This is a genomic window from Streptomyces sp. NPDC001970 (assembly GCF_053594115.1).
This window is the reverse complement of sequence record NZ_JBSFDW010000011.1, coordinates 153,919-174,551: the sequence shown is the minus strand read 5'-3', so window position 1 is coordinate 174,551 and position 20,633 is coordinate 153,919. Positions and strand designations below refer to the sequence as shown.

Here is a 20,633-nt window from a genome sequence, read left to right as displayed (position 1 = left end):
ACCCTTCGCCGTCGGCATGTCCTGTGCCGGGCCGACGGTAGCAGGCACGGTCTAGACCATCCCCTCCTCCTCGCCCTGGGCGCGCGCCAGCGCCTCCCGGTGGTGGACGAAGGCGGGCTTCGACTCCGTCGTGTCGTACGTGCGGTGGAAGACGGGTGTGGCCGAGCCGGAGATGGGCGGCACGATCCAGGACCAGTCGGCGCCCACCCGGCGTCCCCTGTCGTGCTCGCGGTCGATGTGGGTGAGGAAGCGGCGCGCCTCGGTGTGGTGGTCGGCGAGGGTCACCCCGGCGCGGTCGAAGGAGTGCAGGACGGCCCGGTTGAGTTCGACGAGCGCGCGGTCCTTCCACAGGGTGCGGTCGCTGGAGGTGTCCAGGCCGAGCCGTTCGGCGACGACCGGCAGCAGGTGGTAGCGGTCGGTGTCGGCGAGGTTGCGGGCGCCGATCTCGGTGCCCATGTACCAGCCGTTGAAGGGCGCCGCCGGGTAGCAGACACCGCCGAGCTCCAGGCACATGTTGGATATGGCGGGTACGGCGTGCCAGCGCAGCCCGAGGGCCGCGTGCCAGTCGTCGTCGGGGTGGCGCAGTGCGACCTCGAGTACGGCGTCGTCCGGCAGCGCGAACCACCGGGGCTTGTCGTCGCTGCCCTGGATGACCAGGGGCAGTACGTCGAACGGGCTGCCGGGGCCGCCGGGCCAGCCGAGCCGCTGGGCGTAGGCGGTGAGGCCGGCGTTGCGCGGGTCGCCGGTGACGCCGCTGCCGAACCGGTTGGCGTAGCCCGCGTAACGGACCAGCTGCTCGTTCCATATGCGCGGGCCGGGCAGGCCGGGGGCGTCGGGTGCGAAGATCGTGATCACGGGTCGTATCCGGCCTCCGTTGGTCGCCTCCCGCAGATGGGCGGCGGCCTCGACGGCCATGGTGTCGGCGTCGCGGACGTCACGGCGGTCCCTGACGCGTAACGAGCGCCAGTAGAGGCGGCCTATGCAGCGGTTGCTGTTGCGCCAGGCGACGCGTGCTCCGTGGGCGAGTTCGGCCGCAGTGTGCCGGTACGTTCCGGTCGCGTCGATCTCGGCGTTGACGGCGGCGATACGGGCGGCCAGGGCGGCAGGACCGCCCGACGCCGGCTCCTCACGGTGGTGGAGACGCAGGAACTCCTCGGCTTCGTGCCGCAGTTGCGTGTGACGGCTGCTGCGGGCGGCGGCGGCTCTTCGTCGGGTCTTCCGCATGGTGCGCACCCTCGGTCGTGACGGGGACGGGACATGATTGCCCACCACTACCCCATTTGCGGACTGATCCACCCTGTACGTGCCACTCGCACATGCCTCCCGCGAGAGCCGAATGCCGGGCAGGGCGCTGCCGTTGCCCGGGCAGGGGCCGCTCGGGCGGAGCCGAGCGGGGCGCGGAGAGGTACGGAGAGGCGCGGCGAGCTCGGCGAGCGCCCGTGCAGATGCGTGAGAGCGGCGTCCGCGGTGGGGTGTTGCCGCTGGGCGGGCAGGGCGACCCGGCCCTCGGCCGACGCGGTCGCACGGTCGGGCGACTCCAGGGCGTGCACGGCCGCCTCGACGCGCCGGCAGGCGGCGGCCAGCCGCGCGTCGTGCGAGGCGTCCGGGTCGGCCGCGACGGTGACCAGGCCCCGCATTTCGCGGGCGCAGTCGTCGAGCAGGGCGATGACCTGGCGGGCACGGGCCTTTCGCGCGCAGCGGGCTGAGCGGGTGGACGAGCGGCGCCAGCGACATCCGTACGCGCCCGAGGAGCAGCTCCAGCTCGACGGCGAGCGGTGCCGGGTCGGCCTCCGTGTCCCCGGCCGGCCTGCGCGTCGCCGCCGTGGTGCACTCGTGCACGCAGCGCACGGCACGCCGGCTCCATGCGTCGGTCGCCGCGTGCGTGGTGACGGACAGCACGAGCGCGACGCCGATCACGGCGCCCAGGGCGCCGACCGCCGTCTCCTCGAAGCGGAGGAGCAGCAGCCCGGGGTGCAGGACGCCGAGGAGCCCGTACAGCAGTCCGGGCATCACCGTCGGGAGTCGCCGCGTCGGCACCTTCACACCTGGCCTGATCGAGGACTGGCTCAATGGCATGGAACTGGACAAGGTCGGCTCGGCCGGCCAGAAGAACGCGTACCTCGTCCTGAAACTCGTCTTCGACGCGGCACGTCATCGCGGGGCTATCACGCTGGACCCCTTCCTGGACATCGCCCTCCCGAATATGCGCCGAACGAGGTGATCATTCCGACCTTCGCAGAGCTGAATTCCATCCGCGATGCAGCCGAAGACGATGACCTCCGACTTGTCATTGAGCTCATGTCCGGCTGCGGCCATCGCAACGGAGAGGCCCATGCGGCAAACATCAAGTCGATCGTGGCTGACGATGTCTACCGGATCAATGAGCAGATCCACGGCAACAGGGTCAAGCCGCACCACTGAAGCACCGCAAGCGCGGAGAATTCCGTGAAGTTCCCCTGCCCAGGAAGACCCACGAATTCATCTCGTATTTCGCCGATACGCACGGGGCAGACAAGGACGGATACCTCCTCGTCAAGGGAAATGGATCCGGCAACCAGCATATGCAGCATCACTTCTACGGGGACCAGACCCTGCGGTGGCGATGGAACAGGTGTCTCGAACGGGCGGACGTAGAGACCAAGTACACGATGTATTCCCTCCGCCACCACTTCGCATCGAACTGCCTTACCCACGGCATTCCGACCACTGACGTCGCCGAATGGATGGGACACAAATCAATCGAGGTCACCAACCGGATCAACCGGCACCTCCTGCCGGGCTCCACCACGAGAGCAGCCAAGATCCTCAACGAGCGACTTTGAGCCCCTGCCTATCAGAGAGCGCCGCACCTGAGTCGAGTGGCGCCCCTTCCCCGCGGTTCAGGAACCGACCAATGGAGAGCGCGGAGAGGTTCCAAGCGGCATCGCCAGTTCTGACAGGGCCTTCTCCAGGCCGTGCAGATGGACGAGGGCCGACTCGGATTCCGCCTGATGGGGCGTCTCGCGGGTGGCGGTCGTCACCCGACTGCTGCGCATCTCGCCGACGGTGAGGGCCTCCACCGCGGCCTCGACCCGCCAGCAGGCAGCGGCCAGACGGGCGTCATGCGACGCGGTCGGATCGGCGGCAACGGAGACCAGACCCCGCACCTCGCAGGCGCAGTCGTCGAGCAGCTCGATGACGTGACGGGCGCGCGCCTTCCGAGCACGGAACGGGCTCAACGGGTGCACCAGCGGGGCGACTGACATCCGTACCCGGCCGAGCAGCAACTCCAACTCGGCGGCGTGCGGGGCCGGGTCGGCCTCGGGGTCACCGGCGAGGCGAGCCGCCGCCTCGGCCGTGGCGGCGTGCACGCAGTGCAGTGCCCGCTGGATCCAGGCATCGTTCGTGGCGTGCGTGGTGACCGGCAGCACGAGAACCACGGCCAGCGCGGCACACACCGCGCCCACACCTGTCTCTGCGAGACGGAGCACGAGCAGGCTGGGGTCCAGCACGCCCAGCAGACCGTAGAGCAGGCCGGCCATGACCGTCACCGCCAGCATCATCCAGGAATACGAGACGGCGGCGGTGTAGAAGATCCCGAAGACACAGATGGCGACCAGTCCGGCCGTCGGCGCGGGCGCGCCGTTCAGCGGGATGGCGACCAGCAGACCGACGGCTATACCGATCAACGTGCCGAGGACACGGCGGAAACCGCGGACCAGGGTCTCGCCGCGGGAGGCCGTGTTGACGAAAATCCACCATGCGGTGCCGACGGCCCAGTACCAGCGGTCTTCGGAGAGCACCTGCCCGACGGAAAGCGCGAGCGCGCAGGCAGCAGTGGCCTGGAAGGCTTGCCGGGTGGTGGGCCGCGCCAGGCCGGTGCCGGGCAGGGGCGGCGGGGCTGCGGTGGGCGGGGTACGGCGCTCGATGGGCCAGAGCACGAAGCGCACGGCGCCGGCCGCGAGGAGGGCCAGGCCCACGGCGGCGTACAGCTCGGGCAGCTGGGCGGGGACGGCGTGCAGGAACTGCGTCATGAAGAAGTTCATGAACGCGAAGATCCCGAGCGCGTGGCCGCGCGGGCCCCAGCGGCGAGCGTAGACCCCGCAGAAGACGACAGCCAGGAACGCGGCGTCGCGGGCCAGGGTGACGCCGTGCAAGGCGGTGGCGAGCGCCAGCACCGGGAATCCGGCGGTGGGCAGCAGGGCGGTGGTGACCCTCTGGTCACGGACGGTCGCGTCGGTGACAGTGAAGAGGGCGAGCAGTGCCGCGAGCCCCCCGGTGATCGACGCGGTGAGCGAGAGGCCGCACAGCTCGGATACGGCGACGGCTACGGCGACACCGATGACGGCACTGGTCGAGTTCCGCAGTCTCAGGCGCCCCGGGTCCGGAGCCACGAACATCCTCTTCACGGCGGTTTGCCGCCCCCCTCGCGGTGGTACGCGCCGCACCCGCGGCCGTCCGGGGTGGTGGACAGCAAGCAGGCACAACGAAGGCACCGCGGTCCGGATCCGGCCTCGTCGCCGTCCGGCGCTGCGCGGCGCCGCAAATACATGGATACGACAAAGATAACCACCTCTGGGCCCACTGGCTCAACAGTCGCGTCATTGGCTGCGCCAATGGCACAGCTGATCAGTCTCGATGTCGGCTGGTGGGAGGCCAACGGATCACACATCACCCAGGCCCTGGGCCGCACGTGGCCTACTCCGCCGGACTCTGGCAGTCGATCGCCACGCGCCCACGGCCATCTGCGATCTCACGGCAACTTCCGCCGCATCGCACCTGGCCGGCTCCCCGACGATAGCCATTTCCCATCCGGCTGTCGCACGCCTGTCGCACTGCTTCACGACGGACGATGGCCTGGCGCTCGTCTACCTGTGGATCACTGGCAAGGTCCCCTATCACCCGGCACCCTCCCGTCAGGAGGGAAGAGCCGCGCCCGACAGCCCGATGGCGAGGTTCCGGAAGCTCCCGGTTCCCCGGGGTCACGCTCCTTGGACTCCGCGAAGGCTTGATCGTCGCCAACCGGCCGGGCCACCTTGGCATTCGCGGAGGCTCCTCCTTGCGGGGCGAACCCAGCAGGCCGCAAACGCCACATCGGCGTCGACACCCTTGGCCTCCTCCTGAGCGTCTGGGTCACCGCAGCCAGCGTCTCCGACAACGTCGGCGGCACCGGTCCCCGGTGCCGTCCGGCCTCAGGCGGGAAGCGGCTGCACTGCCTCCCGTTGGGCCGCCGCCGCACTGGCCGCGAGCGCGACGGCGCACCCGGCCGCCAGCAGGTGGCACAGCGCTGGCGCCCAGGCCCAGACGGTCAACGACATCCGCGGGTCCAGCGCGGCCGCCACGAGGACCATCGACACCATGTGGAGGATGCCCATACCGACCAGGAACACGATCACGAAGCTGTCGTAGAACGCGAATCCTCGGCGCATCAGCGTCACCGCCGCACACAGGGTCGCGAGTGCCAGGGCCATCAGACCAGCCGCGGCCAGCCTGTCGAGCAGCGCCCGGGAGGGGTCCGCGTACGGCGATATGTCCGTGAGGGTGTTGACGGCCATCAGCACCAACACGGCGGCCACCAGAACCGCGACGCTCCCAGCGACGAAACGCGCCCGCGGTCCGCGCACCCCCGGAGTCACCCCCAGCAGGAGCGTGACCTCCACCAGCCCGACGAAGTGCATGATGTACACGTACGCCACCGGATGCAGCACGCCGCGCACGTTGTCCCGTACGTACACGATGTCAAGCCCGTGAATCGAGGTCCCGCCGGGCTCCGTGGTCCAGACGGCCGCTCCGGCGACCACAGCCAAAAGGCACCACAATCCTGTGCCGGCGCGACACGCCCACCTCGCCCCCCTGCTCTTCATGAGCCGCATGGTAGCCACCGAAAACCCTTGCAGTCCGTGTAGTTGACCACGGCAGTCCGGCAGTTGGTACAGGACGATGATGGGGCCGCAGTCAGGGCGTGGGCTGCCAGTTCCGTCCACAAGCCCGCGTTGATGCCAGAAGTGGATGTCAGAGGCTTTCTGATCCGTAGCTCTAGCCGGATCGGTCGGCGACGGTCATACCGGTCGCATCGCGGGCCCGGAGGGACGCTGTTGGACGGGGGCGTAGCTGGCGTTGCGGTACGGCGCTGCTGTACAGCGACCAGAGGTCGACCAGCCCACGGACACCCCGCCACGTCACGCTTAGCCCCCTTTCAGGCCGGCCGCTGCTCCCTGGACCTGAGGAACTCGCGCGCCGCGCCAGTGAGGGCGAGACACACGCCCGCGACCGTCAGCGTGATGCTCAGGGCTCCATGGGTGTAGGGCAGGGAGGCCGCCATGACCACCCCCGCCAGCCCCAGGAGTACCGCACCTGCGATTCTGCGTTCGCGTGTCACTTGGTTGCATCCCTAACTTCAACTCGAGTACTGACCGGGATCAGACCGGGGAACCCGATCGGCTACTTGACTTGGCGCAACGACGACAGTCGTACGCCTGATGGCATGCCAGGCGATCAGCGGGACCCCTTGAGCGATCTCGAGAACGGTCGTGGCAGCCATGCCACCGTGGGTTCAAATCCACACCCACCGCAGGTGAAAACCCCTGACGAGGTGAATCGGTCAGAGGTCGTTGTGCTGTGCGGTGTCCGCTCGCCTCCGTGGTTCACCGTGGTTTACCGCTCGATCGGCCACGGAGGGGGCACGGCTGCCGAACGGCCGCTGGTGGCCGACCCAGGCCCTGGCTACCGTTCCTGTGACTTGAACCAGCGGACCGCAGCAATGGCGAGCCCGAGAACTGCGATGATCGTGACCAGTACGGCGAGCTTCGTACCCAAGTCCATTGCACCGAGCATGCGCTCCCCCTTCTCGTGCGGTGATGACCATGACATGGGTCCGGCGCCTATGGAAGCCAAGGTGACGTCTCTTGAGGATCATCTGAGCTTCAATGACGCAGGTGGGCGGAGTCTCAACGACTGAGGCAAGCCAGGTGGCCTCTGCGACCGGCTGAGGTTGGCCCGGCCGCAGGACTTGAACCTGTGGCCGCATCCTTATCAGGTCGGTCACACACCGCTGCTGAACCGAGGGATGCAGCCCGGGGATCCAAGTCATCGCCGTGCGGAGGAGAAAACGATGAAGGAGTGCACTGACGACGAGTACCTCCTGTATGTGAACGCCAGGGAGGGTTCCTGCCTCTGGGAGATCCTGGCGGACCGGACACAGAGCGAGGACGAGAAGCTTTGGGAGGAATACATCCCCGTCTTCTCCCGACTCATCGTGAGCTGGCAGCGCCTCGGGTTCTTTAAGGTTCGCCGAGGGCCCGAGTGGCCGGCAGCGTACATAGGCGATGACGTTCCGACAGATCAGGTAGCCGCCCTCGTACAGGACCCGGCCAGCTGGAAGTGCGAGGAGGAGCCGACCATCTTCATAGCGGTGACAGTCGGGGACCGGCCAATCACGGACCTGGAGGAGGACATGGGGGAGTCTCCATGGACCAGCCAGTCTGAGCAACGATCTTGAAACCCGTCGTGGCGCGAGTCACCGCGGGTTCAAAACCCACACCCACCGTAGGCGGGGCACCAGATCTGGAACTCGGTGGTGTCGTAACCGGTGACTTCGCAGTCGAGGCAGTTGCTCCACTCACGGGCGGTGAAGTGGCCAGGCATGCGGCGGTATCAGGCGGCGTGGGTTGCTCAACCGCCGTGACCTGGTAGGGGAACGATGCGCACCGCACGGTAGTCGTACCCGTCCTGTTTGAAGCCGGGTGCTTCCCATTCGATGTCGACCTGCTGCCCAGCCGACAGTGTGCGGAACCCCACCATCTCGATGTTGGAATAGTGGCCCCAGCAGCCCCCAGGAGTCTCGGGGCAGTCGAGCACGCCCCACCCTTCCTCCTCGCGCCACTCACGGACAGTCGCAGTCACCATGATCGGAACCTTACGGCCCTACCGTGCTGCCGTGACCAGTACCTGCGCATGGGAATCACCGCGCCCGGATCATCTGAGCTTCCTCTTCTCTACGCAGCGGTCCCACGCCGGCCGCCCGCAATCCTGCGGCCGGGATCGTCGGCTGAGCCAGCTGGCTGGCCAGCACGCAGAGGGTGTGCCACGATCCCTCCGAAAAGAGGAGGAAGGGGAGGCGATCATGAGTTGGTACATGGCCGCGGCGCTCTGCTCGATGTCGCTACTGGTTGCCTGCGGCGGAGTCGCCACCCTTGTCTGGGGCTGGCTGCCGCCATGGTTGCGCAGCCGGATCATCCGCCCAGTCCTGTTTGGTTGGACCCAACTGACTATGGCTGCCGCGCTCCTCGTTCAACTGGTTGGCGGTCTCTTGATCAAGACGTCCGACGTCCGTTTGGTGGTGACGATGTCCGGTGCTGTGGTGATGTTGCTCGCCGTCGGGTTGCTCGCGCTGGCTCAACACCAACCGCGACGCCGTTGAAACCTCGCCCTCCGCCCCCGGCGACTCGATGGTCGGACAGCCTGGAGCCGGCCTGGCGGCGGGTGTCGTCCGGCGTGAGGTCGGCGTAGCGGCTTTGGGCGGGAACTGCCGTGGGGGCACGAGGTAATCAGACGTACCTTACGAAGCATGAGCGAAGATGACTTGGTCTCTCGCGCACAGTGAGGGAACTCAGAGAGGCAGAACTGGGCGGTACTCGTCCGCCTGTCCACGGATGAGGACAACGAGCCCGCCGGCGAACCGACCGAGGGCGGGCCGCAACGCGGGTCCATGACCGGTCGGGACATCAAGAGCACCAAGGAGCAGGAGCGGGACGGCCAGGAGTACATCCGTCGTCATGGCGACACGTGCGTGCCCATCTATGACGAGCCGGACACGTCGGCATGGCGCAAGAAGCGCGTTCGTCTGCCCGCCGGACGTGTCGTCCATCGAGCCGTCCGCCCCGTCTTCGAAGGGGCACTGGAGGACCTCAAGTCCGGCTGGACACCTGATGGGCAGCGCCTCGACGGACTGATCGTCTACGACATCGACCGCCTGACGCGCGACAACCGCCATCTTGAGGATGCCATCGATGTGCTGGAGCGATACAGGCGGCCGATCATCGACATCAACGGAAGCCTTGACCTGCTCACCGAGAACGAGCGAGCCGCGGCACGTGTGGTCGTGGCGATGAGCAACAAGCAATCGGCGGACACCGCCAGACGCGTGCGCCGCAAGCACAGAGCCTTGGAGTGTGAAGGAATACCGACGGGAGGAGCACGTCCATTTGGCCTGCTCGACGACAAACGGACGCTTCATCCTGTCGAGTCGAAGCATCTGCGGGAAGCAGCACTTGGCATCCTGGGCGGCGCTCCAGTGCGTGCCTACACGGTCCGCTGGAACGAGGACGGGGTGACGACTCCGCGCGGGAGCACGTGGAGCCCGACCAGACGCCGAGGAGCTTCGCGATCGAGGTGACGGTGTTCTCCGGGCGGGCGAGCAGGTCGCGGGCGTGACGTACCGGTCACGTCGTCCTGGGCATGCCCGTGCAGCGGCCGTCCCGCTGGTCGCCACTCACTCGTCTGTGTACGGCCTTGCACCAACATGCCCCTGGTGGGGCGGCCTCGGAGGAGCACGTACGGCATCAGGCTCTGAGAAACGCCAGCACCGCCAGGACCCGGCGATGCCCGTCCGTGTACACCGGCAGATCGAGTTTATTGAAGATGCTGCCGATGTGTTTGTTGATGGCGGCTTGGCTGATGAACAAGTGCGCCGCCAGGCTCGCGTTGGACCGTCCTTCCGCCATCAGGCTCAGCACCTCCTTCTCGCGGGCGCTGAGCCGCCCCAGAGGATCGGGGTGGAGCTTGACGAGCTGGTGGATCACCTCAGGGTCCACCACGGTCCCGCCGGCGGCGACGCGGTCGAGCGCCGCCATGAAGTCAGCGACCGCACCGACCCGCTCCTTCAGCAGATAGCCCACCGCGGCGCCGTTGCACGAATCGAGCAGCTGCAGGGCGTACGACCGCTCGACGTACTGACTGAGCACGAGCACCGGCAGCCCGGCGTACGTCTCCCGCAGGGCGACGGCCGCACGCAACCCGTCGTCCCCATTCGAGGGCGGCATGCGCACGTCCGTGATCACCAGGTCCGGCCGGTCCCGGTGAACGGCCTCGACGAGTGCGTCCGCGTCGCCGACCACGGCGAGCGTCTCGTGGCCGAACCGCTGCAACAGGCCGACCAGCCCTTCGCGCAACAGGACCGCGTCTTCTGCGAGGATCACGCGAAGTGACATGGGATCTCCACATGGAGAAGAGTCGGACCACCGGTTGGGCTCGACACACGCATGCGGCCGTCCAAGGCGATGAGCCGGTCGGCAAGGCCGGTCAGACCGGTTCCGGCGGCCGGATCAGCGCCGCCGTGTCCGTCGTCCGTGATCTCAAGGACCAACATGTCGGAGTGGTAGCGGCCGTGCACTTTTGCGCTCCGGGCGCCGCTGTGTCGCGCGATGTTCGTCATGGCCTCGTTGATCAGGTAGTACACGTTGGTCTCGAGCTGCCGGGGAAGTCTTCCCGGCAGCTGGAGATCGACGGTGACCGGGACGGGGAAGCGGCTCGCATGGTCCTCGACCGCGGCGACCAGGCCGTTGTCCGCCAGCACCGGGGGATTGAGACCCCGGATCAGACTGCGCAACTCCTGGTGGATGGCGGAGAGTTGGTTCTCGGCCTCGGTGAGCTGGGCGGCGAGCGGGGCCCCTTCGGGGATGTCCAGGCGCATCAGACCGAGCGTCATCCCGAGCGAGACCAGCCGTTGCTGCGCGCCGTCGTGCAGGTCGCGCTCGATGCGTACGCGCTCTGCGTCGAAGGAGTCTATGAGCCGCACCCGCGACGCGTGCACCTCGTGCAGCGACTCCCCAAGCTCCTCGTCACGTGGGGCGAGGAAGGTCCGGGCGAGCGCGGCGCGGGCACCGGCCCACGACGTCACGGTGTACGGCGAGGCCAGCAGGACGATGGCGCCGAAGACCGCCCACGGCCAGGTGGCGCTGTCGACCGCCTGGAAGGTCAGCGCGGGCAAACCGAAGGAGAAGCCGAGCACCAACAGGTCCAGCCACCACAACGCCGCCGCAGAGATGAGCGTGAAAAGCAGTTCCCGCCAGGTGACCTGTTCGGTCAGGCGGGTCGACACCCAGGCCCGGAATCCGGGCTCCTCCGGCCGCCGGTGCGGGTCCGGCATCCCGTCGAGGTCGACGAGACGCAGTCGGCGCCGCTCGACTGTCGCCACGGTGATCGAGGACAGGACGACGCCGACGAGGGGGGCCACGCCGACCAGAACCACCAGCAGGATCAGCCCGGCCACGAGCCCGGTCACGAACACCGCCACGGCGGCCGCGCCGACCACGACACCGGTGGCCAAGTACGCCAGTGACCGCCACGGCCAAGTGGAGGTCAAGAAGCTCAGTGGGCGCTGAGCCATCGCCTGCCAAGCCGTTCTGGGACGCATGGGGCAACGGTATGGCAGGCGACTGTTTCACCGCGGTAGAGCCAGCTCTACTTGCGAGGTAGAGCGCAGATCAATGTGGTGCACCGGGTCGCTCCGCTGAAATCGACCCCATGACCACTACTAGGCAGGCCCCCGCATCGGATGCGGTTCAGCTGCAGACCGTCCGGAAGATCTACGGGGCCGGCGACCGCTCGGTCGCCGCGCTGGACGGCGTTTCCATCGGTTTTCCGCGCGGGACGTTCACCGCCGTCATGGGGCCGTCCGGCTCCGGAAAATCCACGCTGCTGCAGTGTGCGGCCGGCCTGGACCGGCCCACCGAGGGGCTGGTGATGCTGGCCGGCGTGGACATCGGCCAGGAGAGCGAGAGGGAGCGCACCAAGCTGCGGCGCGACCACATCGGATTCGTGTTCCAGGCCTTCAACCTGGTCGAATCGCTGACCGCGGCGCAGAACGTGGAGCTTCCGTCCCGTTTTGCCGGGCGCCGAGTCAGCCGGGAGCAGGTCGACGCCGCGCTCGCCGAGGTCGGGCTGGCGGAGCGGGCAGGCCATCGGCCCAGCGAGCTGTCCGGTGGTCAGCAGCAGCGCGTCGCGCTCGCCCGGGCCCTGGTGACCCGGCCGGACGTGCTGTTCGCGGACGAGCCCACCGGCGCCCTGGACACCGCCAACTCGCGTGAGGTGCTGCAGATGATGCGCCTGCTGGTCGACAAGGAGGGGCAGACCACCCTCATGGTCACCCACGACCCGGTGGCCGCTGCGGTCGCCGATGTGGTCGTGTTCCTCAAGGATGGCCGCATCGCGGACCGGATCAGCCTCATCCGCGACTCCGACGGCCGCAACGCGGCCTCGATCGCGGCGCACATGGCGAGCCTGGAGGCGTGATGCTGTTCTTCGCGAACGTCCGTGAACGCTGGACCAGCTTTCTTGCGGCCTTCGTCGCGGTACTCGTCGGCGTGGCGCTCATCACCACCGCCTTGATCATCTACGACTCCTCCCGCCCCAAGGTCCAGTCCCGGCTGTCGGCCGCCTCCGCGATCGCCGTCCCCGACCAGGTGGTCGACCAGGACAAGACCCCGGAAGACAGGGTGCCGTGGAGCCGCGACGAGGCCCAGCCGCTGATCGACGAGCTGGGCGCGGTGCCGGGCGTCGGCTCCGTGGTGGTGGACCGCTCGTTCTACGCGCAGGCGTTCCTCGGCAGCAAGCCGGTCGAGGACGAAGGAGCCCTGGTGTCGGGGCACGGCTGGTCGAGCGCACGGCTCGCGCCGTACAACCTCGTCACGGGACGGGCACCGGCCGCGGCCGACGAGGTCGTGGTGGACCGGGCGCTCGGAGTGGCGGCCGGCACGACGCTCACGGTGAACATCACCGCCGGACGTACCAAGTTCCGCGTGGTCGGCACCGTGGACGGACCGGGCTACTACTTCACCGACGACTTCGCCACGCGGCAGCAGCCGGGCGTCGGTGCCATCGCGATCCTCGCCGACAAAGGCGCGTCCGTCGGCGACATCAAGGCAAGGGCCGAGAGAGTCGTCGGCGACAAGGGCACCGTGCTCTCTGGCGACGGCCGGTCCGCGCTCCAGCCGGCGTGCGTGAAACACAAGCGGTTCCTCGGCACGCAGCTCATCGGAGCCATGGCGACGCTCGGCCTGTTCACCACAGTGTTCGTGGTCGCGTCCATGCTGGTCCTGGCGACCGGGCTGCGGCGGCGGGAGATCGGCCTGTTGCGGATGATCGGTGCATCTCCGCGTCAGGTGCGCCGGATGATTCTGGGCGAGGCGGGCCTCATCGGCCTGCTGGGCTCGCTGGCAGGCTGCCTGGTGGGCATCGGGGCCGCGCCGCTGCTGCGCGACATCCTGCAGGGGCTCGACGTGACGCCCCCGGAGCTCAAGGTGCGGGTGGCGATGTGGCCGCTGTTCACGGCGGCCGCGATCGGTGTCGGCGTCAGCGTCCTGGGTGCATGGCGGGCCAGCCGGATGGCCGCGCGGGTGGCGCCGATCGAGGCACTGCTGGACAGCGGGGCGAACAGCCGGATGATGAGCCGCGTCCGTTGGATCGGCGGCCTGACCGTGCTCGGCCTCGGTGTGGTGCTCGCGATCGTGACCGCCACTGTCGGTGCCGACACCCGGATCAACATGGCGATCTTCGCGACGATGGTGCTCATCGTGGCGGCGGCGCTGCTCGCCCCGGTGTGCGTCGGCCCCGTCGGACGGGCGCTCACCTCGCCCTTCAGGCGTCTCGGCTCGGCCGTCCCGCTTCTCGTGCGGGCGGAGCTGCGCGCCGACTCGCGCCGGGCGGCGTCACTTGCGGCCCCGGTGATCGCGGCCGTCGGTTTCGCCGTCCTGCTCAGCGGCATGGTGGACACGATGCGTGTGGCGTACCCGGCAGGCGACGCGCTCAAGCTCACGGGACAGGTGATCGTGACGCCGGACAAGACCCCGGGCAACACCGACGAGGTGGTCGCCGCCAACCCGGCGGGCAAGGCCGCGCTGCCGACCCGGGCCTTCGTCCGCGACAAGGACGGCACGCTCACCGTCATCGACGCGCTCGGCTCGCGCGATGCCCGCTGGAACAAGCCGGGGCAGGCGATGCTCGGCAAGAATACGGCGGACTTCCTCGGTGTGAAGGCCGGTGACGAGCACGCGGTGAGGTTCGCCGACGGTTCCACGGTGAAGCTGCGCATCGCCCAGGTCTTGCCGGACGACCCCGCCCGAGGTGACTTCGTGATGCCCCGTCAGCTAGTACGCGCGCACGACCCGGCCGCGCTCACCGACGACATCTTCGTCCCGGTGAAGTCGAAGCCCGCCTCGGTCGTTCCCGGCACGGCCGTGCACGACGCGGTGCAGTACGCGCTCGACGACTACGCCACCGACGCGAAACTGACCGACAGCCTCGCGGACATGCTGATCGTCATCGCCGTCGGCTACAGCGGGATCGCCGTGGCCAACAGCATGGCCATGACCGCGCACGGCCGGCGCCGCGACTTCGCCGTGATGAAGTCGGCCGGCGGCACGGTACGGCAGCTACTGCTGTTCTCCGCTGCCGAGACCACCCTCGTCGTGGCCGTCGGCGCGGCACTCGGCGTCCTGGTGACCTTGGGCCCGCTGGCCGGCATGGCGTCCGGACTGTCCCAGGCGACCTCCACGGATGTCGGCCTGCACCTGAACCTGTCCACCATGGCCGCGGTGATCCTCGGCTCCCTCGTGCTGGCAGTTGCGGCGAGCGTGGTCGTCACCTGGCGGACCATGCAGCGGGAGGCAGCGTAGGACGGCAGCGCGGCACACAGGCCGGGGCCCGCGGCCCGGCCAGTCGTCTCCCGCGGGAAGCACGCCGACCCCGCGCTGGTCGGGTGGAGGCCGGCACTCACACGGCGGAAGGACTGACTTGGCTCACGCGTCCGTACGCTCCTCGGCCGGTTCCTCATTCGCCCCGTCCGTCTCGCCCGCCGGTTCGCAGCCGACCTCCGCCGGCCCTGGGAAAGGCCAACCCCGCCCGACAGACTCACCCCCGCCCGCGTCCGCCGCGACTTTCGGCACATCCGTCCAAAGACCCGCCTGCCCGGCCAGAGCACCGAAACCCTCCCGACCAGGCCCCGGTAGACCACCAGGCAGAAAGCACACCCACCCCACACGAATCTTCTAGGCCCGGTCTGCTGTCGTTGCCGTGGACGTGCGGTAGACGGTAGATGGCCGGTGGCAGCGCGGCGGGACGCCCTGGAAGTTGAACTAATCGTTCCGCCCACCGTCTGCCCCCGCACCTCCACCCCTTGATTGTTCGACGTTCATCTATTTCGGCAAGCCTCGTCCCCACCTTCGGTATTCGGACGCAGGAGCTGAGATGGGCCACGGACACGGTCACACACACGACCATCCGCACCACCACGGAGCGGAGGCCGGGTCGCTGCCCCCCGCGCTCGACTCCTCCGTGCCCGACAGCGAGCTCACACCCGAGCAGCACTCGCGCCGCTCGATGCTCCGTCGCGCGGGTCTGCTGGGAGCCGGGATAGCCAGTGCGAGCGTGCTGGGCAGCGCGACGGCTGCCGCGGCTGAGGGCGGGCGGAGCGAGGGCACTGGGGGCAGCAGGCATGGGGGGTTCCTGTGGCTCGCCGGTGACCACCACATCCACACCCAGTACAGCAGCGACGGCAAGTACCGCGTCATCGACCAGGTGAAGCAGGGCGCGCGGCACGGCATGGACTGGCTGGTCATCACTGACCACGGTAGCGAGACCCACGCCAAAATCGGCGTGGAGAAGGTCAACCCGGACATCCAGCACGCCCGCGAGGAGTTCCCCGACGCCCTGGTCTTCCAGGGCCTTGAGTGGAACATCCCGGCCGCCGAGCACGGCACGGTCTTCGTCCACCCCGGACGCAACGAGGTCTCCGTGCTCAAGGAGTTCGAGACCTCCTTCGACGGCAGCCTGCGCAATGCCGGCGACAGCACCCCCGCGAACGAGGCGCTGGCGATCTCCGGTCTGCAGTTCCTCGCCGAGCAGGTGCAGCAGCGCAAGGTCAAGGACGCTCTGATGCTCGCCAACCACCCGGCTCGCCGTGGCGTGGACTCACCGCACGAGATCCGCGGGTGGCGCGACGCGACGGGCAGCCACCGCCGGATCGCGGTGGGCATGGAAGGCGCGCCGGGCCACCAGGCCGCGGGTCTCCCCTCCCCGGGCAGCGGCCGGGCCCGAGGTTTCTACGACAACAACCCGAGTGCCAACTCCTTTGCCGGCTTTCCGCTGGAGAGCTACCGCACCTGGGGTGGCTTCGACTGGATGACCGCCACCGTCGGCGGACTGTGGGACAGTCTCCTCGCCGAGGGCAAGCCCTGGTGGATCACGGCCAATTCCGACTCACACCAGGTCTACGCCGACACCTCCAAGCGTGGTGGCCCCGACAGCGACTTCACCGCCAACGGCCGGCACACCGACCCCGTCTACTCCGGCGGGACCGACCTGGCCCAGGGCGACTACTGGCCGGGCCAGTACAGCCGCACGCACGTGGGCGCGGACAGGTTCTCGTACGCCGCCGTCATGGACGGTCTTCGGGCCGGTCGGGTGTGGGTCGACCACGGAGGCCTGATCAGTGGTCTCGACGCGCGGCTCAAGGGTGGCGGGCGCTGGGCGACCCTGGGCGGCGCGCTGCACGTGAGGCGCGGCACCGAGGTCGAGCTGAGCATCGAGATCGCGCTCGCGAACGGCCCCAACTGGGCACAGTTCGTTCCGGAGCTTGCGCGGGTCGACGTCGTCCAGGGCGAGGTCACCGGTCCGGTCGCCGACAAGGACACCTTCACCGCCCCGACCGCGAAGGTCGTCCGGTCCTTCGAGGTGAACAAGTCGACGGGTACGGTCCGCTTCACCTACCGCCTCGGCCGGGTCGACGGCCCGCTGTACGTCCGGCTGCGCGGGACCGACGGCAAGCGGTCCGCCGTCGGCGCAGGCGGCGCCTCGGTCGACCCCGTCGGCCCGGCGCTCGACGTGGTCGGTGCCGCGGACCCCTGGAACGATCTGTGGTTCTACTCCAACCCCATCTGGGTCCTGCCCGCATGACCTCACGCCTGACGGTGATCGGCGTCGACACGGGCTGCACCAGCCTGCGCGACGCCGATCACCTGGTACGGGAATTCGCCCCGATGGGAGCAGTGTTCGCCTGTACGCATCTGATTCGCGACGGGCGCCCGCACATCGCCCTCTCCTTCGCGGTGCCCGCCGGCGCGGCCGCGGACGACGCCTGGCGCAACTTCGTCGCACAGGGAACCGGTGCGGCGCTGCAGGAGCGCCGCGCGGGGCCGGCGGAACTCGCGGCAGGAGCCGCACAGGCCGCCGCCGAGCACACGGCCCGCTCGGCGGGGCGGGCGGTGGTCTTCCCCGGCTCATCGGCACTCACCGGCACGCTCGCCCTCGGCGCACTGTCGGCGGCATCCGCGATCGACGAGGTCACCGTGCTGGGGGCGCCCGGCCTTCACGACGCCGGACAGCAGGTCGTCACCCGCGACCATGTGCGGCCCGAATGGCGTGCCGGGCGGCTGGTACTGACAGTGATGCCTGCGGCGGGCGGCACCCTCATCCCGTTCGAGGTTCCGAACCCCACCCCGTGCTGTGCGGATCACGGCCACGAAGACTGAGGCGCGGAAACACGTCCGGGTGCTTACAGACGTCCGAGACACGATTCCGGGAAACCCGGGTGGTTGGGGCCGTTGTCCAGCGCCACGAACAAGGCGTTCGAGGACCGGTTCAGCGCGGCCGAACGCCGCGCCAGCGCTCAGTAGGTGAACGCGCCGACGCCCCGGCCGGATGGATGGCCGGGGCGTCGTGTGCGCAATCCGTGACTCGAACCAGCGGGCGCTGGGGGCCGCCCCTGCCCGCCATGAGCCCGCCGTGTCAGCCGTCCTTCTTCCACAAGCTCACCGCGGCGATCGCGCCAGCGGCAGCGATGACGACTGCGGCGATCAAGTAGAGGGGAGTCACTGCACCACATGCTTGGTCGAACGCCACGATGAGGGCAGGTCCGCCGCACGAGACGGTCACGACGCCGTAGTCGCTGGTGTGGGTGAGGCTCACCGGCAGCAGAGCGACGACGAGAGCCGCGGCGCCGGCGGCTATGGCAACGATCTTGGCGCGGGTGCGAGGCGGCATCTGGGGTCCCCCCGTAGCGATCGGTGCCACCGGCAAGGGTAGCTGCGGCGATGCTGTGCGAGAACCCGGCGTTGTGAGAAGTCGGCGCGGTCGCGGACCTTGGCGTGCTTGTGCGGGGAGAAGTTGTCCAGCACCACATACAGCTTCTCCCCGGGCCGGCGGGCGCGCAGGGCCTTGAGGAGGGGGAGGAACTCGCGCCGGCGCTCGCGCGGGTGGATGCGGTAGTACAGCTTGCCGGTGGTCAGATCGAGGGCGGCGAGCATGTGCCTCACACCGTTGTGCCGGTGGTAAGTGGCTTGGAGCCTGCGCGGACGCCTCACCTGACCCCATGCCTTGCCCTTGCGCGGCATCAGGTTCAGCGGGCCGAACTCGTCGGCGCACATCACCCGCCCGTCCGCCGGCGGGGTGCCGCGGCTTCGACGTCACCGCGACCGATCCCGCCCCTACCGCCGAGACGGCCCTGCGTTCGTACGGGGACCGATGGTGCCGGTCCCGACGATCGCCACGCGGTGGACGGGCCTGTGGGATTTCATGGCTGGTCACCTGCTCCTGAAAGTTTGACACGGGCTCTGAGGGAGGGAGGCGGCTGAGCTGGCCGGCATCAGCGGCCGTGCCAGACAGGGGCGCGTTTCTCGGCGAACGCCCGCGCGCCTTCCCGCGCGTCCTCGCTGGAGAACAGCCCGCTCGTGAGCTCGTCCTGGCGTGTGAAGGCGTCACTCTCCTTCAGGCCCTGCGTTTCACGCAGGACCTCCTTGACGGCCGCCAGCGCCAGCGGTGCGTTCCGCGCGACGCGCCCCGCCAGCTCGCGGGCCGCGTCCAGCGCGGCGCCGGGTGGGGTCAGCTCGTTGACGAGGCCGTACTCCTTGCCTTCGGCTGCGGTCAGCGGCTCGCCCGTGAGCAGTACGCGCGCGGCTACGTGGTACGGAAGGCGGCGCGGCAGCCTGACCAGTCCGCCCGTTGCCGCCACGAGACCGCGCGTGACCTCGGGCAGACCGAAGCGGGCGTCTTCTGCGGCGACGATCAGGTCGCAGGCGAGCACCATCTCGAAGCCGCCGCCGAGCGCCCAGCCCTCGACCGCGGCGATCAACGGCTTGCGCACCGCCGTGCCGGTGAGCCCGCCGAATCCCCGGCCGGGGATCACCGGCAGCTCCCCCTTGGCAAATGCCTTCAGGTCCATACCGGCGCTGAACACCCCGCCCGCGCCCGTGAGTACGCCGACGGACAGCTCCGGGTCCCCGTCGAGCAGATCCACGGCCGCAGCAAGTTGTACCGCGGCCTCGTGGTCGACGGCGTTCTTCTGGGCCGGGCGGTTGAGGGTGATGGTCAGCACGCCGCCACGGCGCTCGTGGAGGACCATGTCGGACGCTTCGGACGCCGTGCTCATCGCGGCGCCTCCGCTTCCGTCGCGCCGGGAATCGCTCCCTTGGCGCGCAGCTCGGCGATCTCGGCGGGGCCGAATCCCAGCTCGGCGAGAATCTCGTCGTTGTGCTCGCCCAGATCGGGCGCTCGCTTCGCGGGCACCTTCGGCACCCCCCGGAGGTTGACCGGGCTGCTGATGGTTTCCTCCAGCCCGGTGACTCCTTCCAGCGGCACGACGATGTCGTTCGCGCGCAGCTGCGGGTCCTGCGCGGCCTCCTCCGGCGTCTGAATGAGGCTGTAGGTGACGCGTTCCCGGGCCAGGGCGTCCTTCCAGTGGTCGAAGGGCTGCGAGCGGAACTCGGCGTCGAGCAGTTCGCTCAGCGCGGCAGCGTTCTTGACGAAGCCCTCGATGTCCGCGAATCGGGGGTCCTCGATCAGCTCGGGGTGTCCGATGGCCCGCGTCAGTCCGGGCCAGTGCGGGGGTGAGGCGACCAGCATGAACCACTCGCCGTCCGCGGTCCGGTAGGGGTTGATCAGCGGGTTCGCCGGGGTCTTCCGGTCGTGCAGCTCGAACGGTGTGCCGCCGGCGAGCGCGCCGGCCACGAGCGTTCCCGTGGCCCAGACGCCCATGGCGAGCAGCGACGTCCCGACACTGGCTCCCTGTCCGGTCCGCTCACGGCGGTACAGGGCGGTCACGATCGCCGCGTAGATCCCGATCGCCGACATGTAGTCGCCGCTGCCCCAGACCGGCACCGTCGGCGGGGCTCCCGCGTCCCGGGTGGAGGCCAGCAGCCCGCTGCGCGACCAGGCGGCGGTCAGGTCGAAACCCGGCTGGCCGGCGTCGGGGCCGGTATCCCCGAAGCCGGTGATGTCGGCGTAGACGACTCTTGGGTTCCAGCCGGAGACCTCTTCGTATCCGAGGTGCAGCTTCTCGCGCGTGCCGTGCGGGAAGTTGGTGATCACCACGTCGGCCCATTCGACGAGGCGCTTGAGGACCTCGGTGGCCGACGGGGACTTCAGGTCGATCACCATGCCGCGCTTGTTGCGGTTGGCGAGGTGCCAGCTGTAGTTGGCCTCGGCCCGGGGACTGGGCGGCACGGAGCTCAGCCGCCGCTGGGGGTCGCCCTGTCCCGGCGGCTCGATCTTGATGACGTCCGCTCCGAAGTCGGAGAGTACGGTGGCCGCGGCCGGTGCGGCGATGAAGCTCGACGCGTCGAGGACCTTGAGGCCGGTGAAGACGGATTCGGTGGTCATCGTTG

General features: G+C 69.1%; 21 protein-coding genes and 3 pseudogenes. 12 read left to right on the top strand and 12 right to left on the bottom strand.

The window, feature by feature from the left end; genetic code table 11:
* Positions 1-51: 51 nt before the first annotated feature.
* Complete coding sequence (locus tag ACWCP0_RS16590) at positions 52-1,224, bottom strand: nitric oxide synthase oxygenase (protein WP_451079504.1); 1,173 nt, start codon at positions 1,222-1,224, stop codon at positions 52-54.
* Between the two features lie 170 nt (positions 1,225-1,394).
* Positions 1,395-2,016 (bottom strand): annotated as a pseudogene (locus ACWCP0_RS16585) (FUSC family protein); the annotation flags it as partial.
* A gap of 58 nt (positions 2,017-2,074) precedes the next feature.
* Here ACWCP0_RS16585 and ACWCP0_RS16580 point away from each other — a divergent pair.
* Genes ACWCP0_RS16580 through ACWCP0_RS16570 form a run of 3 tightly spaced genes read left to right on the top strand, consistent with a single transcriptional unit; the run spans position 2,075 to position 2,822 of the window.
* Entirely contained in the window at positions 2,075-2,221 is a 147-nt protein-coding gene (locus ACWCP0_RS16580) for a hypothetical protein (protein WP_451079503.1), read from the top strand.
* Positions 2,218-2,421: a hypothetical protein gene (locus tag ACWCP0_RS16575; RefSeq protein WP_451079502.1), complete on the top strand. Its 204-nt coding sequence runs from the start codon at positions 2,218-2,220 to the stop codon at positions 2,419-2,421. The genes ACWCP0_RS16580 and ACWCP0_RS16575 overlap by 4 nt, the downstream gene beginning before the upstream one ends.
* Entirely contained in the window at positions 2,418-2,822 is a 405-nt protein-coding gene (locus ACWCP0_RS16570; RefSeq protein ID WP_451079541.1) for a tyrosine-type recombinase/integrase, read from the top strand. Before ACWCP0_RS16575 ends, ACWCP0_RS16570 begins: the two co-directional genes overlap by 4 nt.
* Before the next feature lie 57 nt (positions 2,823-2,879).
* Here ACWCP0_RS16570 and ACWCP0_RS16565 read toward each other — a convergent pair whose 3' ends face one another.
* Positions 2,880-4,379: an FUSC family protein gene (locus tag ACWCP0_RS16565; RefSeq protein WP_451079540.1), complete on the bottom strand. Its 1,500-nt coding sequence runs from the start codon at positions 4,377-4,379 to the stop codon at positions 2,880-2,882.
* Between the two features lie 678 nt (positions 4,380-5,057).
* Here ACWCP0_RS16565 and ACWCP0_RS16560 point away from each other — a divergent pair.
* Positions 5,058-5,144 (top strand): annotated as a pseudogene (locus ACWCP0_RS16560) (IS5 family transposase); the annotation flags it as partial.
* Positions 5,145-5,171: 27 nt separating this feature from the next.
* On the opposite strand, the gene ACWCP0_RS16555 reads toward ACWCP0_RS16560, so the two are convergent.
* On the bottom strand, positions 5,172-5,786 hold the full coding sequence (locus ACWCP0_RS16555; RefSeq protein ID WP_451079547.1) for a hypothetical protein: 615 nt from the start codon (positions 5,784-5,786) through the stop codon (positions 5,172-5,174).
* 389 nt (positions 5,787-6,175) lie between these two features.
* Positions 6,176-6,358, bottom strand: a complete 183-nt coding sequence (locus tag ACWCP0_RS16550) for a hypothetical protein (protein WP_451079501.1) — start codon at positions 6,356-6,358, stop codon at positions 6,176-6,178.
* 732 nt (positions 6,359-7,090) lie between these two features.
* Between ACWCP0_RS16550 and ACWCP0_RS16545 the strand changes: the two genes are divergently transcribed.
* Positions 7,091-7,477 (top strand): hypothetical protein, encoded by a 387-nt coding sequence (locus ACWCP0_RS16545; RefSeq protein WP_451079500.1) that lies wholly within the window; start codon positions 7,091-7,093, stop codon positions 7,475-7,477.
* A gap of 173 nt (positions 7,478-7,650) precedes the next feature.
* On the opposite strand, the gene ACWCP0_RS16540 is transcribed toward ACWCP0_RS16545, so the two are convergent.
* A complete protein-coding gene (locus ACWCP0_RS16540; RefSeq protein ID WP_451079499.1) occupies positions 7,651-7,884 on the bottom strand; it encodes a cold shock domain-containing protein in 234 nt (77 codons plus the stop codon).
* Between the two features lie 217 nt (positions 7,885-8,101).
* On the opposite strand from ACWCP0_RS16540, the gene ACWCP0_RS16535 reads away from it, so the two are divergent.
* Both ACWCP0_RS16535 and ACWCP0_RS16530 read left to right on the top strand, forming a co-directional pair.
* Entirely contained in the window at positions 8,102-8,398 is a 297-nt protein-coding gene (locus ACWCP0_RS16535; protein ID WP_451079498.1) for a hypothetical protein, read from the top strand.
* Between the two features lie 288 nt (positions 8,399-8,686).
* The gene (locus ACWCP0_RS16530) at positions 8,687-9,373 is read left to right on the top strand and encodes a recombinase family protein (protein ID WP_451079497.1); all 687 of its coding nucleotides are present in this window, start codon (positions 8,687-8,689) and stop codon (positions 9,371-9,373) included.
* Between the two features lie 166 nt (positions 9,374-9,539).
* Here ACWCP0_RS16530 and ACWCP0_RS16525 read toward each other — a convergent pair whose 3' ends face one another.
* Both ACWCP0_RS16525 and ACWCP0_RS16520 read right to left on the bottom strand, forming a co-directional pair.
* On the bottom strand, positions 9,540-10,187 hold the full coding sequence (locus ACWCP0_RS16525; protein WP_451079496.1) for a response regulator: 648 nt from the start codon (positions 10,185-10,187) through the stop codon (positions 9,540-9,542).
* Complete coding sequence (locus ACWCP0_RS16520; protein ID WP_451079495.1) at positions 10,172-11,392, bottom strand: sensor histidine kinase; 1,221 nt, start codon at positions 11,390-11,392, stop codon at positions 10,172-10,174. The genes ACWCP0_RS16525 and ACWCP0_RS16520 overlap by 16 nt, the downstream gene beginning before the upstream one ends.
* Before the next feature lie 110 nt (positions 11,393-11,502).
* On the opposite strand from ACWCP0_RS16520, the gene ACWCP0_RS16515 reads away from it, so the two are divergent.
* From ACWCP0_RS16515 to ACWCP0_RS16495, 5 genes and pseudogenes are all read left to right on the top strand, one after another.
* Positions 11,503-12,270 carry an ABC transporter ATP-binding protein gene (locus ACWCP0_RS16515; protein WP_451079494.1) on the top strand — a complete coding sequence of 256 codons (768 nt, stop codon included), beginning with the start codon at positions 11,503-11,505 and terminating at the stop codon, positions 12,268-12,270.
* Positions 12,270-14,651, top strand: a complete 2,382-nt coding sequence (locus tag ACWCP0_RS16510) for an FtsX-like permease family protein (protein ID WP_451079539.1) — start codon at positions 12,270-12,272, stop codon at positions 14,649-14,651. Before ACWCP0_RS16515 ends, ACWCP0_RS16510 begins: the two co-directional genes overlap by 1 nt.
* 165 nt (positions 14,652-14,816) lie before the next feature.
* Positions 14,817-15,015: pseudogene (locus tag ACWCP0_RS16505) on the top strand (NF041680 family putative transposase); the annotation flags it as partial.
* Positions 15,016-15,222: 207 nt separating this feature from the next.
* The gene (locus ACWCP0_RS16500; protein WP_451079493.1) at positions 15,223-16,929 is read left to right on the top strand and encodes a PHP domain-containing protein; all 1,707 of its coding nucleotides are present in this window, start codon (positions 15,223-15,225) and stop codon (positions 16,927-16,929) included.
* On the top strand, positions 16,926-17,504 hold the full coding sequence (locus ACWCP0_RS16495) for a hypothetical protein (RefSeq protein WP_451079492.1): 579 nt from the start codon (positions 16,926-16,928) through the stop codon (positions 17,502-17,504). The genes ACWCP0_RS16500 and ACWCP0_RS16495 overlap by 4 nt, the downstream gene beginning before the upstream one ends.
* 256 nt (positions 17,505-17,760) lie before the next feature.
* Here ACWCP0_RS16495 and ACWCP0_RS16490 read toward each other — a convergent pair whose 3' ends face one another.
* From ACWCP0_RS16490 to ACWCP0_RS16475, 4 genes are all read right to left on the bottom strand, one after another.
* Complete coding sequence (locus ACWCP0_RS16490) at positions 17,761-18,015, bottom strand: hypothetical protein (RefSeq protein WP_451079491.1); 255 nt, start codon at positions 18,013-18,015, stop codon at positions 17,761-17,763.
* Complete coding sequence (locus tag ACWCP0_RS16485; protein ID WP_451079490.1) at positions 17,979-18,398, bottom strand: transposase; 420 nt, start codon at positions 18,396-18,398, stop codon at positions 17,979-17,981. Before ACWCP0_RS16485 ends, ACWCP0_RS16490 begins: the two co-directional genes overlap by 37 nt.
* Positions 18,399-18,616: 218 nt before the next feature.
* Complete coding sequence (locus tag ACWCP0_RS16480) at positions 18,617-19,399, bottom strand: crotonase/enoyl-CoA hydratase family protein (protein ID WP_451079489.1); 783 nt, start codon at positions 19,397-19,399, stop codon at positions 18,617-18,619.
* Positions 19,396-20,628 (bottom strand): CaiB/BaiF CoA transferase family protein, encoded by a 1,233-nt coding sequence (locus tag ACWCP0_RS16475; RefSeq protein ID WP_451079488.1) that lies wholly within the window; start codon positions 20,626-20,628, stop codon positions 19,396-19,398. Before ACWCP0_RS16475 ends, ACWCP0_RS16480 begins: the two co-directional genes overlap by 4 nt.
* Positions 20,629-20,633: the final 5 nt, after the last annotated feature.